Source organism: Parazoarcus communis SWub3 = DSM 12120 (assembly GCF_003226565.1).
GTDB lineage: Bacteria > Pseudomonadota > Gammaproteobacteria > Burkholderiales > Rhodocyclaceae > Parazoarcus > Parazoarcus communis.
Window position 1 is genome coordinate 80,539 of record NZ_QKOE01000004.1, and the last position, 11,794, is coordinate 92,332.

Annotated in this window: 12 protein-coding genes; 4 read left to right on the plus strand and 8 right to left on the minus strand. The window is 63.1% G+C overall.

From position 1 onward, the window contains the following. Positions 1 to 7: 7 nt before the first annotated feature. The 4 genes from DNK49_RS07415 to DNK49_RS07430 all read right to left on the minus strand — a co-directional run bounded on the left by DNK49_RS07415 (position 8) and on the right by DNK49_RS07430 (position 4,796). Positions 8 to 679 carry a LutC/YkgG family protein gene (locus DNK49_RS07415; protein ID WP_110523706.1) on the minus strand — a complete coding sequence of 224 codons (672 nt, stop codon included), beginning with the start codon at positions 677 to 679 and terminating at the stop codon, positions 8 to 10. Next, positions 680 to 2,119, minus strand: a complete 1,440-nt coding sequence (locus DNK49_RS07420) for a LutB/LldF family L-lactate oxidation iron-sulfur protein (protein WP_110523707.1) — start codon at positions 2,117 to 2,119, stop codon at positions 680 to 682. Further along, entirely contained in the window at positions 2,116 to 2,958 is an 843-nt protein-coding gene (locus DNK49_RS07425) for a (Fe-S)-binding protein (protein ID WP_110523708.1), read from the minus strand. The genes DNK49_RS07420 and DNK49_RS07425 overlap by 4 nt, the downstream gene beginning before the upstream one ends. Positions 2,959 to 3,098: 140 nt before the next feature. Beyond that, the gene (locus tag DNK49_RS07430; protein ID WP_110523709.1) at positions 3,099 to 4,796 is read right to left on the minus strand and encodes an L-lactate permease; all 1,698 of its coding nucleotides are present in this window, start codon (positions 4,794 to 4,796) and stop codon (positions 3,099 to 3,101) included. Between the two features lie 365 nt (positions 4,797 to 5,161). Between DNK49_RS07430 and DNK49_RS07435 the strand changes: the two genes are divergently transcribed. Together DNK49_RS07435 and DNK49_RS07440 are read left to right on the plus strand one after the other, a co-directional pair. After that, complete coding sequence (locus DNK49_RS07435) at positions 5,162 to 5,932, plus strand: GntR family transcriptional regulator (RefSeq protein WP_110523710.1); 771 nt, start codon at positions 5,162 to 5,164, stop codon at positions 5,930 to 5,932. 117 nt (positions 5,933 to 6,049) lie between these two features. Beyond that, positions 6,050 to 7,180 carry an aminotransferase class V-fold PLP-dependent enzyme gene (locus tag DNK49_RS07440; protein WP_110523711.1) on the plus strand — a complete coding sequence of 377 codons (1,131 nt, stop codon included), beginning with the start codon at positions 6,050 to 6,052 and terminating at the stop codon, positions 7,178 to 7,180. Between the two features lie 187 nt (positions 7,181 to 7,367). On the opposite strand, the gene DNK49_RS07445 is transcribed toward DNK49_RS07440, so the two are convergent. Both DNK49_RS07445 and DNK49_RS07450 read right to left on the minus strand, forming a co-directional pair. After that, a complete protein-coding gene (locus DNK49_RS07445; protein ID WP_110523712.1) occupies positions 7,368 to 7,880 on the minus strand; it encodes a DUF4124 domain-containing protein in 513 nt (170 codons plus the stop codon). A 77-nt stretch (positions 7,881 to 7,957) separates the two neighbouring features. Beyond that, entirely contained in the window at positions 7,958 to 8,830 is an 873-nt protein-coding gene (locus DNK49_RS07450) for a LysR family transcriptional regulator (protein WP_243632268.1), read from the minus strand. Between the two features lie 165 nt (positions 8,831 to 8,995). Between DNK49_RS07450 and DNK49_RS07455 the strand changes: the two genes are divergently transcribed. Then, the gene (locus DNK49_RS07455; protein WP_110523714.1) at positions 8,996 to 10,210 is read left to right on the plus strand and encodes an MFS transporter; all 1,215 of its coding nucleotides are present in this window, start codon (positions 8,996 to 8,998) and stop codon (positions 10,208 to 10,210) included. 53 nt (positions 10,211 to 10,263) lie between these two features. Here the strand turns inward: DNK49_RS07455 and DNK49_RS24080 are convergent, their stop codons facing one another. After that, complete coding sequence (locus DNK49_RS24080; RefSeq protein ID WP_165843289.1) at positions 10,264 to 10,413, minus strand: RSP_7527 family protein; 150 nt, start codon at positions 10,411 to 10,413, stop codon at positions 10,264 to 10,266. 136 nt (positions 10,414 to 10,549) lie between these two features. Between DNK49_RS24080 and gcvA the strand changes: the two genes are divergently transcribed. Continuing rightward, on the plus strand, positions 10,550 to 11,515 hold the full coding sequence (gene gcvA, locus DNK49_RS07460; RefSeq protein WP_110523715.1) for a transcriptional regulator GcvA: 966 nt from the start codon (positions 10,550 to 10,552) through the stop codon (positions 11,513 to 11,515). 10 nt (positions 11,516 to 11,525) lie between these two features. Here the strand turns inward: gcvA and DNK49_RS07465 are convergent, their stop codons facing one another. After that, the gene (locus tag DNK49_RS07465; protein ID WP_110523716.1) at positions 11,526 to 11,705 is read right to left on the minus strand and encodes a hypothetical protein; all 180 of its coding nucleotides are present in this window, start codon (positions 11,703 to 11,705) and stop codon (positions 11,526 to 11,528) included. Between the last annotated feature and the right edge of the window lie 89 nt (positions 11,706 to 11,794).

Here is an 11,794-nt window from a genome sequence, read left to right on the forward strand (position 1 = left end):
TGGCCTCTCAGGCGTCCTGCAGCACCATCACGATCAGCTCCTTCGGCCCGTGTGCGCCGTAGGCCAGGGTCTGCTGGATGTCGGCGGTCTTGGAGGGGCCGGAGATCAGCAGGGCGTTGGTCGGCAGGCGTTCGGCCCAGCGCTGGGTCTGCATGATCTGGTACAGATTGTCGACCACTTCGCTGGCCTTGAGCAGGGCGATGTGCAGGGGGGGGACCAGGCTCATCAGGCGCGGCTCGGCGGGGGTGGGCCAGACGACCAGGCTGCCGGTGGCTGCAATGCCGCCGAGGGTGCCGGTGAGGCTGGCCGGCGTGGAGAAGAAGAGTTCGTCCTTCCACTGCTCCACCGGCCGGTCGTATGCTTTCAGCCGGGTGACGAGGCCATTCAGCGCCAGGTATCCGGCAAACTGCTGGCCGTGCGCGGTGGCGGGCGAGATCAGCAGTTCGTCGATCCCGCGGCTGGCCAGTGCCTCACTGACGCGTGCCGGCCACTCGGCGGCAGTGGTCAGTACCGTTTCGCCATGTACGGCTTGCAGCAGGCTGCACAGGCGGGTGACGCGGTGTTCGGCCGGGTAGGACCACGGTGCGGTCAGCAGGGCATCGTCGTAGTCGTCGGCGATGGGGGTGGTGCCGGCAAGGCTTTGCTTGAGCTTGCCGAGGATACGGTCCCGGGCGTTCATTCAGTCTTCTCCCAGATGGTCGCGGGCCAGTTCGTGCAGGGTGCGTGCGGCGGGCTTCGGCGCGCTGCGGTGTTCGGTCCAGGGGCCGATGTCGGCCGGTATCAGGCCGGACAAGCGGGTGGCGGCGAGGCCGAACAGGCGGTATAGCCGTGGCGAGGTGTTGAGCGTGCGCCAGGCTTTCCAGGTGTAACGCTCGCGGCGGGAATACTTGCTACCCTGGCCGCGCATGTGATGCGGCTCGGCAGCGGGCGGGCGCACGTTTTCCTCGCGCAGCCGGCGCAGGATCGCGGGGATGGGTATCTTGACCGGGCAGACTTCGCCACAGGCACCGCACAGCGACGATGCGCTCGGCAGATCCCGGGTGGCTTCCAGTCCGAGCATGTGCGGGGTGACGATCTTGCCGATCGGGCCGGGGTAGACCGTGCCATAGGCATGGCCACCGATGCGGGTATAGACCGGGCAGTGGTTCATGCATGCACCGCAGCGGATGCAGTTGAGCGTCTGGCGCAGCTCGCTGTCGGCAAAAGCCTGGCTGCGGCCATTGTCGAGCAGCACCAGATGGACTTCCTGCGGACCGTCCAGTTCGTCCGCCTTGCGCGGGCCTGAGATTACATTTACATAGGTGGTGATGGGCTGACCGGTGGCGGAGCGGGTCAGCAGCGACAGCAGCGGCACGACGTCGCGCAGGTTCTCGACCACTTTCTCGATACCGGTGACGGCGATATGCACCGGTGGCACCGTGGTCGACATGCGGCCGTTGCCTTCGTTTTCCACCAGCAACAGCGAGCCGGTTTCGGCGATGGCGAAGTTGACTCCGGAGACCCCGATGTCGGCTTCAAAGAACTTGCGCCGCAAGGTTTCGCGCCCGATCTGGATCAGGCGGTCAACGTCCTCGGTGTAATCGACCTCGAGCTTGTCGTGAAACAGGCTGGCAACCTGGCCGGCATTGAGGTGGATGGCCGGCATGATGATGTGCGAGGGCTTCTCGTTGCCGAGCTGGACGATGAACTCGCCCATGTCCGACTCCAGGCAATCGACGCCGTGCCCTTCGAGGTAATGGTTCATCTCCATCTCCTCGCTGACCATGGACTTGCCCTTGATTACCTGTTTCGCTTCATGGGCGGCAACGATCTGATGCACGATGGCATTGGCTTCGTCCACCGTTTCGGCCCAGTGCACCTTGACCCCGTTTCGGGTCAGGTTGGCTTCCAGGCGCTGCAGCAGATCCGGCAGCTTCGACAGCGCGCGGGCTCGCACGCGGTTGCCGAAGGCACGCAAGCGTTCAAGTTCATCGCCGTCCGGAAACTGGGCGGCGCGCTTGGCCATCAGAAAGTCCATTGCCCCGCGGAAGTTCTTGCGCAGCTGGGCGTCATGTACAGCGTCATGCGCGCGGCGCTTGAAGCTGATGGGGATGGCAGGGGTGTCGGCGTGGGCGCTCATGACTGGACTCCGTCAGACTTGCCGCCGGTGCGTCGCAGCAGGAAGCTGGCCAGATGCTCGCCGCGCAGCGACTGCTGTTGCTTCTCGAACGCACCGTTGATGTTCAGCAGGCAGCCACAGTCGGCGCTGACCACGGCGTCTGCGCCAGCGCCGGCCAGTGCAGCGGTCTTGTCGCGCACCATGGCACCCGAGATGTCGGGCATGCGCACGCAGAAGGTGCCGCCAAAGCCACAGCACTCGCTCTCGTGGTCGTGGTCTACCCGTTCGACTTGCCCAAGCTGGCTCAACAGGCTGCGGCCGTGAACATGGGTGCCCATCTCACGCCGTGCAGAACAGGACGTGTGCAGGGCGACCTTGATCGGGCTGCCGCGGTCATCGAGCTGGATGCGACAGACCTCCAGCAGGAACTCCGCCAGTTCGTAGGTGCGTGCGGCCAGCGCCTCGACCTGGCGCAAGGTGGCGGGTTCGTCGTGAAAGAGTTCGGCATAGTGGTGGCGGAACATGCCGGCGCAGGAGCCCGATGGCACCACGACCGGCCAGTCGTGGCTGAACAGTGCGAGCTGGGCGCGTGCAACCTCGCGCGCTTCGTCGGTGTAGCCCGAGGTGTAGGCGGGCTGGCCACAGCAGCTCTGGCCCTGGGGGAAATGTACCCGGATGCCTTCACGCTCGAGCAGGCGGATGGCGTCCATGCCCGCCTCGGGGAAGAACAGGTCGAGCACGCAGGTGCCAAACAAATAGACCTCGGCCGGTTTCTGGGCCGGGTAGTTGCGTGCGCCGGCGAGCGGTGGCGCGAGCCGGGTCGCCTGCGGGGTGGCAACACTGGAGTGAGGTGATGACATGGAAGAAGCGCTCCGGATGTTCTTTTTCGTCAGGTGTTCACTATGGCGCCGACGCCGGCCGGTCGCACATGGGGTTTCCCCGCATCAACGACAATGCCCGCCCGGGTCAGCGGGGCGGGCACAGGGTGGCGCAGGCGTGATCAGCGGGGGACCAGGGGGTCGGTGACGCCAAACACGGTGATGGCCAGCAACGCGATGATGCCGGTAGCCAGCACGTAATACAGTGTCGGCCAGATCGTCTTGCGCAGGGTGGTGCCTTCGCGGCCAAGCAGGCCGACGGTTGCCGAGGCCGCCACCACATTATGAATGGCCACCATGTTGCCGGCTGCAGCACCAATTGCCTGCACCGCCACGATCAAGGCGCCCGAGATGCCCAGGCTGCTGGCCACGCCGAACTGGAACTGGCTCAACATCATGTTGCTGACGGTGTTCGAGCCGGCGATGAAGGCGCCCAGTGCGCCGACACTGGGGGCTAGCAGCGGATAGACGTTGCCCACGCTGTCGGCCACCCACTGTGCCATCGCGATCGGCATGCTCGGCAGTGCAGCGGCGTTGACCCCGGAGTTGATCAGGATGCGTACCATCGGCACGGTAAATAGCAGCACGAAACCGGCTCCCAGCAACACTCTGGACGATTCGCCGACTGCCTTGACCAACGAGCGCGCATGCATGCGATGCAGGAACACGGTGATCAGCACGACCGTGACCAGGATGCCGCCAGGCAGGTAGAGCGGCATGAAGTCAGCACGGATGCCCTTCTCGCCGAGCAGGTCCGGAAACACCAGCACCACGGATTTGAGCGCACTGCCCACTTCCGGAAACACCCGGCTGATCACCAGCAGGGCACCAACCAGCACGTAGGGCAGCCAGGCACGGATTGCGCCGATCTGCTGGTGACGCGGAAGCTGGTCGAGTTTCATCTCGATACTGCCCAGCCATTCGTTTGGCCACTCTTTCGGGTCGGCGAAGTTCCATGTCTTCTTCGGTACCAGAAAACCGGCCCGTGCGGCCGCGGTGACAATGGCCAGACCGACCAGACCGCCCAGCAATGACGGAAACTCGGGGCCGAGGAAGATGCCGGTCGCCGCATAGGGCAGGGTGAAGGCCAGCCCGCCGAAGAGGGCGAAGGGCAGCACTTCAAAGCCGGCTTTCCAGCTCTTCTCCTTGCCGAAGAAGCGGGTCAGCATCAGCACCATGATCAGCGGCATCACGGTACCGACAATGGCATGAATGATGGCGACATTACTGGTGATCAACTGCAGGTATTGCGCCCAACTGCTGCCCTGCGCGCTGAGTTGCGCCCCGATCGTGGCGGTATCCAGGCCGCTGTTGACGCCGATGATGATGGGGGTGCCGACTGCGCCAAACGACACTGGCGTGCTCTGCACCAGCATGCCCAGGATCACTGCGGCAAGCGCGGGAAAACCGATCGCCACCAGCAGCGGCGCGGCAATCGCTGCCGGGGTACCGAAACCGGAGGCGCCCTCGATGAAGCAGCCGAACAGCCAGGCAATGATGATGGCCTGAATGCGCCGATCCGGGCTGATGGTGGCAAAGCCACGACGGATGGTGGCAATGCCACCCGAGTACTTCAGCGTGTTCAGCAGCAGGATGGCGCCGAAGATGATCCACAGCACGCCAACGGTGATGATCAGGCCTTGCAGGGTTGAGGCGAGGACACGGTTGAAGCTCATGTCCCACGCGAACAACGCAATGCCGGCGGTCAGCAGATACACCACCGGCATCGCACGTTTGGCGGGCAAGCGCAGGCCAACCAGCAGGATGGCCGCGAGCAGGATGGGGGAAAAGGCCAGGAAGGCGAGGGAACCAGCTTGCATGGAGGGTCTCCGCTCAGTTCTGTCGCGTGAGTAACGCGGCAGGATTTGAATTGATCTGTAGCGAAATCTGCATGAACTGTCTCCTCGATTGTCGATGGCGGGTCTTTGGTTGTATAGTGGTCTTACCACTTTACAAGGTGGTGAGTAGCCTAAAAGAGACTCCGCGCTGCTGTCAATTGCAGGCAAACCCGTATTCGTGGTCGGGTGACTGAGGGGTTGTGTCCTGGCTGCGTGAGCACCAGGGCACGCCCGGCATTCGCACCGCGGGATGGGCGTGCTGATCGCGGGCTTGCAGCCCGGTGCTTGCACCGGTAGATTGCGGCGCAAACCTTGATCCGGCAGCGCAGTAAGACAGGAGTGCATCAATGAACGCGGGGCCCTTGCAGCAACGTCGCTTGTCCGACGACATCGTCGATCGGCTGGAGGCCATGATCCTGGAGGGGTCGTTGCAGGCTGGCGAGCGTCTGCCGGCAGAACGGGCGCTGGCGGAGGAGTTCGGCGTGTCGCGCCCGTCGGTGCGCGAAGCGATCCAGAAGCTGGCCGCCCGTGGTCTGCTCAGCAGCCGCCACGGCGGTGGCACTTATGTGACCGATGCGCTGGGCGCCGCGTTTCGTGACCCCTTGCTGGATCTGCTGGAGAAGCACCCCGAGTCGCAACGCGATCTGCTGGAATTTCGGCACACGCTCGAAGGCGCCTGCGCCTACTATGCAGCCAGACGTGCCACCGAACCCGACCGCGAGCGTCTGACCGCGGCATTTGACCGCCTGGTTGCGGTCTATGCGGGTGAACAGCGTGGCGGGCGGGCCGAGGAGGGTGATGCCGATGCGCGTTTCCACCTGGCGATTGCCGAGGCCAGCCACAACGCGGTTCTGCTGCACACCATCCGCAGCCTGTTCGATCTGCTCAAGCGCAATGTGGTGACCAATATCGGCGGCATGTATCCGAAGAGCAGTGAAGTGCGTGGCATGCTGATGCGCCAGCACACCGATTTGTACCGCGCCATCATCGAAGGCCGTGCGGAAGACGCCCGTAACTGCGCCTGCGACCATCTCGACTATGTTCAGCAAGTGCTGGCCGAGGCTCAGCTCGAGGAGACTCGGGTGGCAAGGGCCAGGCGGCGACAGGCCTTGGCCTGATTTCCGCGTCATCGCTGACGCCGCTACAATCCAGACCTTGACGGTGCGCGGGAGAATGCCCATGCCGTTTCCCCCACGTCACCCGCAACAAACACAATACCCATCCAGGAGATACCCATGCCCGCCCTGCTGCCCAATGTCGATCCCGACGGCCTGCTCGAATACTCGGTGGTCTACACCGACCGCGCGCTCAACCACATGTCCAAGTCGTTCCAGGGCGTCATGCGCGATCTGTCGGCCGGGCTCAAGCGCGCTTACAACGCCCACGCGGTGGCCATCGTGCCGGGGAGTGGCACCTTTGGCATGGAGGCCGTGGCGCGCCAGTTCGCTACCGGCAAGCGTGTGCTGGTGATCCGCAATGGCTGGTTCAGCTATCGGTGGACGCAGATCTTCGATATGGGTCGCATCCCGGAGGAAGCGGTCGTACTCAAGGCGCGTCCGGTCAGCACGGGTCCGCAGGCGCCGTTTGCCCCGGCGCCCATCGAGGACGTGGTGGCTGCCATCCAGCATCATCGCCCCGAGGTCGTGTTCGCTCCCCATGTCGAAACGTCGGCCGGCATGATGCTGCCGGACGACTATCTGAAGGCCGTGGCTGACGCCGTGCATGCGGTCGGTGGTTTGTTCGTGCTCGACTGCATTGCTTCCGGCACCGTCTGGGTGGACATGGTCGAATGCGGAGTCGACGTGCTGATCAGCGCACCGCAGAAGGGCTGGAGCGCATCACCGTGCTGCGCCATGGTGATGTTCAGCCCGCTTGCCCGCGAACGCATCGAAGCCACGACCAGCACCAGCTTTGCCGCCGACCTCAAGAAGTGGCTGCAGATCATGGAGGCCTACGAGGGCGGTGGCCATGCGTATCACGCCACCATGCCCACTGACGGTCTGGTGCGCCTGCGTGACGTGCTTCAGGAGACCGAGGCCTATGGCCTGGCAAAGGTCAAGGCCGAGCAACTGGAGCTGGGCGCCCGCGTGCGTCAACTGCTGGAAGCACGTGGCTTCCCCAGTGTCGCTGCAGAAGGTTTTCAGGCGCCTGGCGTGGTGGTGAGTTACACCGAGGACGATGGTATCCGCACTGGCGCCAAGTTCATCGCCGCCGGCCTGCAGACCGCCGCAGGCGTGCCCTTGCAATGCGACGAGCCCGCCGACTTCAAGACCTTCCGCATCGGCCTGTTCGGGCTGGACAAGCTGCATCAGGTCGAACGTACCGTGGACAGCTTGCGGCAGGCACTCGACCGCCTGAATGCCTGATCAAAAAGTACTGTCTTTCGCCGCTTGGTCTGACTGAAACCATGCCAAGCGGCCGTGGTAAGCGAGTTCGAGCTTCATACGATCCTAAGTTCGTCGTACAAACAAGGGCCCTGCGGAAGGTCGTGTCGATGTTCATGCCGCTGGGTTTCCTCTGTCCGGTCGGCGTAGCATCATGACTCGCTTGAGCTCAGCGACAAACTAGTTGTTGCCCGACCCGCCAACAATTCCCGGCAGGGGAGATGGTGTTGTTAATTTCAACCTTGTCGGGTTCTTGCATTCCGCATGCACCATACATTGCTGCTCGTTTTGACTCGATGGCAGCCTTGTTCTGCTTGAGGGAGCCCGCTTCGATATCATAAGAGCGCCTAGCTTGCTCGCATGCCCTGCTATCGATCCGTTCAGCCTGCAAGTCGGCTTGTGACCGGTTGGATGCAGAGGCGCTGCTCTTGTGAACCCTTAGTTCATCGCGCAATGCATCAATCTCCTTCTTCAGGGCTTGCTCACGACTGCCTGAAGCATCAATGACATTGGGCTCGGTGTTTACGGCTTGGGTTCTTGCGCTGATTGAACATGGGATGTCCGAGTATGCTGTTTCGCCGGTTTTTTGATCCAGGCACTTGTACACTTGTGCTTGGGCAAGCGGAGCTGCTAGCGCGAAATGTGTGGCGATTGCAGCACACTGGAGGAAAAGTTTGTACATGACGTTTTGATTCCGGTTGTCGTGAGTTCATGTTAGCAAACGGAGGTGTGCGTCCGTGTGAGCGAACTCACGCCAGCTTAGCCAGATTCATGGAGAACGCTCCAGGGAGGCATGGGCTGAAACAGGTTTTCAAGTGCTTCCAGAAATACGCGCACCTTGGGTAGGCGGACGCGGCTGGGGGTGTAGCAGGCGTAAAGGTGGCGGCCGAAGACCGAGTCGAGGGTGTAGTCGTCCAGGACGGTGAGCAGCCGCCCGTCTGCCAGTGCCTCTCCGCAGACATAGGTGGGCAGGATGGCCAGGCCATGACCTTGCAGGACGGCCTCCAGGATGCAGTCGCTGTTATTGTGCTGAAAGCGGGCACGGACCGGGATGTCGGTTTCCTGACCGTCGCGGCTGCGTAGCCGCCAGATCCCTTGATCACGGGTCAGGTAGCTGAAGCACTGGTGATGGAGCAGGTCCTGAGGGGTCAGTGGCAGGCCCTGGCGTGCCACGTAGGCTGGTGCGCCGCAGATGACGCGCTCCAGGTCGCAGAGCTTGCGGGCGATGGCGTCTTCCGGTGGCGCCTTGGTCATGCGCAGGGCGAGGTCGATGTTGTCCTCGGAGAGATCGACCAGATCGTCGTTGAGGATCAGTTCGCACTCCAGTTCGGGGTGGCGGGCGACGATATCCGGCAGCAATGGTGCAATGTAGCGGCGTCCAAAGCCGACTGCAGCGCTGATGCGCAGGGTGCCGCGAGGTGCGTCGCCAAGGTTGCGCACGGCCAGTTCGGTACGCTGGACTTCCTCCAGCGCGCGTCGCGCATGCTGCAGAAAGATCTCGCCAGCCGGCGTCAGATGCAGTTTGCGGCTATTGCGCTCGATCAGGCGGGCACCGAAAACGCGCTCCAGCTCACCAACTTGCTTGCTGATCTGTGCCCGGGTGCAACCTAGCAGGCGCGCAGCCGCGGCCATGCTGCCGCATTCGACGACCCTTATGAAACTCTCCCAACTGCTTAACCAAGCCATATGTCAATGATCCGTTGACGTGATGCATCGCATTATGGGCTTTTCGGTATCGGTTACGGCAACTATGCTCCAGTTCTCGATCCTGAATTGTCATATTTCCGGCAGACCCTCATGTTTCATGTATTGCGCAGACCCGATGTCCTCTTCATCACCCTTGCTGCAGCCGGCCTGCTGGCGATCACCATGGGGGTGCGTCAGTCCCAGGGTTTGTTCGTCAGTCCGCTGAACACCACCACCGGATTGGGCATTGCCACCATCAGCTTTGCGCTGGCGATCGGTCAGTTCGTCTGGGGCGCGGTACAACCGCTGGCCGGTATGGCTGCCGACCGCTACGGCCCCGGCGCGGTGCTGATTGCCGGCATTGTGTTGCTGGCGTTGGGTGGCGCGGTGACGCCCTTCATCGAGTCGGGTTTCGGGCTGATGTTTACGATGGGGCTGCTGATGGCGATGGGCTCGGGGGTTGCCAGCTTCTCGGTGCTGATGGGGGCGGCAGCACAGCGCCTGCCGCCGGAGGCACGCGGTGCGGCCTCGGGGGTGATCAACGCCGGGGGCTCATTCGGGCAGTTCGTGTTTGCGCCGATTGCACAAAAGCTGATCCAGACCCTGGGCTGGATGGGGGCGATGTGGTCGATGGCCGCGCTGACGCTGCTGGCCCTGCCACTGGTGCGCAAGGTGGCCGGGCCGAAAAAGGCGGCAGTCGTGCACCATGACGGAGACGGCGGGGTGATGCAGGCATTGCGCAATGCGGTCAAGGATCGCAGCTATCTGTTGCTGCATGCCGGCTTCTTCACCTGCGGTTTTCACATCGCGTTTCTGGTAACCCATCTGCCGGGCGAAGTGGATCTGTGCGGTCTGCCACCTTCGGTGGCAAGCTGGTCGCTGGCGATCATTGGCCTGGCCAACATCTTTGGCAGCCTGTACGCCGGATCCTGTGTCGGCAAGTACCGCAGCAAGCATGTGCTGGCAGCCATGTATGGCTCTCGCGCGGTGCTGATCGCCTTGTACCTGCTTGCACCAAAGACAGATCTGACCTTTTACCTGTTTGCTGCCGGCCTGGGGTTTACCTGGCTGGCAACCGTGCCTCCAACAGCGACCATTGTCGGCAAGCTGTTCGGCATTCGCTACCTGGCCACGCTGTTCGGCCTGACGCTGCTGTCACATCAGATCGGGGGGTTTCTGGGCGCCTGGCTCGGTGGTCTGGCGGTGACCGCACACGGTGATTTCACCTGGATGTGGTACGCAGACATGGCGCTGGCACTGTTCGCAGCGGTGGTGAATCTACCCATCCGCGAGGCGCCCGTGGTGCCGGCAAGGGCGGCTGCCTGAGGTGTGACCGGGGGAACGAGCTGGCTTGCCGCTTGCCCGGCCGGGCTGACGTTTCAGCGATGAGCCAGCGTGCCGGCGGTGGACGTGCGATGCGTGATTCTGGCGCTGATCCAGCGCCACAGGCGGAAGGCGGTCGTTCTGATATAGCGGGCGCGTAGCGCATGAGCTTCGCGCAGGATTTCGTTTTCGGACAGCTGATTCATTTGGTGACTCCTGGCTGCGGGTGGCATATGTTTGGAGATGTGCACCCATTCTGTGGATGTAGTGCTACTGTAACGGGCATGTTGCAATGCAACAAACGACGTTTTGTCACCTGTCAGATAAGAATTACTCATCCATATGTCGGTTCATCTGCCTCCGCTCAATGCACTCCGGGCCTTCGAAGCCGCCGCGCGTCATCTGAGCTTCAAGCGTGCGGCCGAAGAGCTGTCGGTGACGCCAACGGCGATCAGCCACCAGATCCGTGGTCTGGAGGGACATCTCGGCGTGAGCCTGTTTCATCGTCTGCCGCGCGCGCTTGAACTGACCGCCGAGGGCGAGGCGATGTTGCCCAAGCTGCGCGAGGGCATGGACTGCTTCAAGTCGGCAGTGGCTGCAGTGCGCAGCCTGGGGCCGGCACGCAGGCTGGCGGTGGTGGCACCGCCGTCCTTTGCTTCGCACTGGCTGCTGCCGCGGTTGCAGGCGTTCTCCAGCCAACATCCCCATATCGAGTTGCTGCTCTCGGGTTCGCTGCGCACCATCGACGGCAGTACCCTGGGAGCCGGGGTGGGAGAGGACAGGCATGCGTCGGCCGACATGCCCGAGATCTGGGTCCGCTACGGTACCGGCAAGTATCCCGGCCACCGCGTGGAGTTGCTGTTTACGCCGGATTTCACCCCGATGTGCAGCCCGGCCTTGCTGCGGGCCAAGCTCCCCCTGCGTGAACCTGCACACCTGCGTTATCACACCCTGATTCACGACCACACGATCCAGAATGTGCGTGAGCGCCCGAGTTGGGCGGAGTGGTTGCGCCTGGCTGGCGTGAGCGGAGTGGATGCAGCAGCGGGGCCCTATTTTGCGCATTCGGGTCTGGCCATCACCGCTGCGCTCGACGGCCTTGGGGTGGCCTTGCTGTCACGACCGCTGGTGTCGTCCGAGGTCGCTGCAGGGCGGTTGGTGGCGCCGTTCGAACGGTCGATCACCCACCACTACGCCTACTATCTGGTGACGCCCGAGACCGTTGCCGATCGACCGGAAGTCGCCGCATTCCGCGCCTGGATGCTGGAGCAAGCGGCTGCCAGTGTCTGTCCGGCAGCACCAGCCTGATGACGCTGGCTCAGTTATGTGCGGCGTGGCCGTGGCCGGCACGGACGCCGTCGCGCACGCTCTTGCCCAGGCTGGCCAGCCACTTGACGGTGGCCTGAAGTGCGCTGACCAGCAAGGGGCCGGTTTCCTGGCTGCGACGCTGACGGGCGTTTTCGATCACGGTTTCGATCTGTTCTCGATTCTGTTCCATGGTGCGCTTCCTCGCGTTGTCCCCGTGCATCGGGGGTGTTGTTACTGTAGCGAGGATGCTGCAATGCAACAAACGATCAAATATCATCT

Bases quoted from the DNA above. Each gene is read 5' to 3' on its own strand.
- DNK49_RS07415 (WP_110523706.1), bottom strand. From the start codon at position 679: ATGAACGCCCGGGACCGTATCCTCGGCAAGCTCAAGCAAAGCCTTGCC.
- DNK49_RS07420 (WP_110523707.1), bottom strand. From the start codon at position 2,119: ATGAGCGCCCACGCCGACACCCCTGCCATCCCCATCAGCTTCAAGCGC.
- DNK49_RS07425 (WP_110523708.1), bottom strand. From the start codon at position 2,958: ATGTCATCACCTCACTCCAGTGTTGCCACCCCGCAGGCGACCCGGCTC.
- DNK49_RS07430 (WP_110523709.1), bottom strand. From the start codon at position 4,796: ATGCAAGCTGGTTCCCTCGCCTTCCTGGCCTTTTCCCCCATCCTGCTC.
- DNK49_RS07435 (WP_110523710.1), top strand. From the start codon at position 5,162: ATGAACGCGGGGCCCTTGCAGCAACGTCGCTTGTCCGACGACATCGTC.
- DNK49_RS07440 (WP_110523711.1), top strand. From the start codon at position 6,050: ATGCCCGCCCTGCTGCCCAATGTCGATCCCGACGGCCTGCTCGAATAC.
- DNK49_RS07445 (WP_110523712.1), bottom strand. From the start codon at position 7,880: ATGTACAAACTTTTCCTCCAGTGTGCTGCAATCGCCACACATTTCGCG.
- DNK49_RS07450 (WP_243632268.1), bottom strand. From the start codon at position 8,830: ATGGCCGCGGCTGCGCGCCTGCTAGGTTGCACCCGGGCACAGATCAGC.
- DNK49_RS07455 (WP_110523714.1), top strand. From the start codon at position 8,996: ATGTTTCATGTATTGCGCAGACCCGATGTCCTCTTCATCACCCTTGCT.
- DNK49_RS24080 (WP_165843289.1), bottom strand. From the start codon at position 10,413: ATGAATCAGCTGTCCGAAAACGAAATCCTGCGCGAAGCTCATGCGCTA.
- gcvA (WP_110523715.1), top strand. From the start codon at position 10,550: ATGTCGGTTCATCTGCCTCCGCTCAATGCACTCCGGGCCTTCGAAGCC.
- DNK49_RS07465 (WP_110523716.1), bottom strand. From the start codon at position 11,705: ATGGAACAGAATCGAGAACAGATCGAAACCGTGATCGAAAACGCCCGT.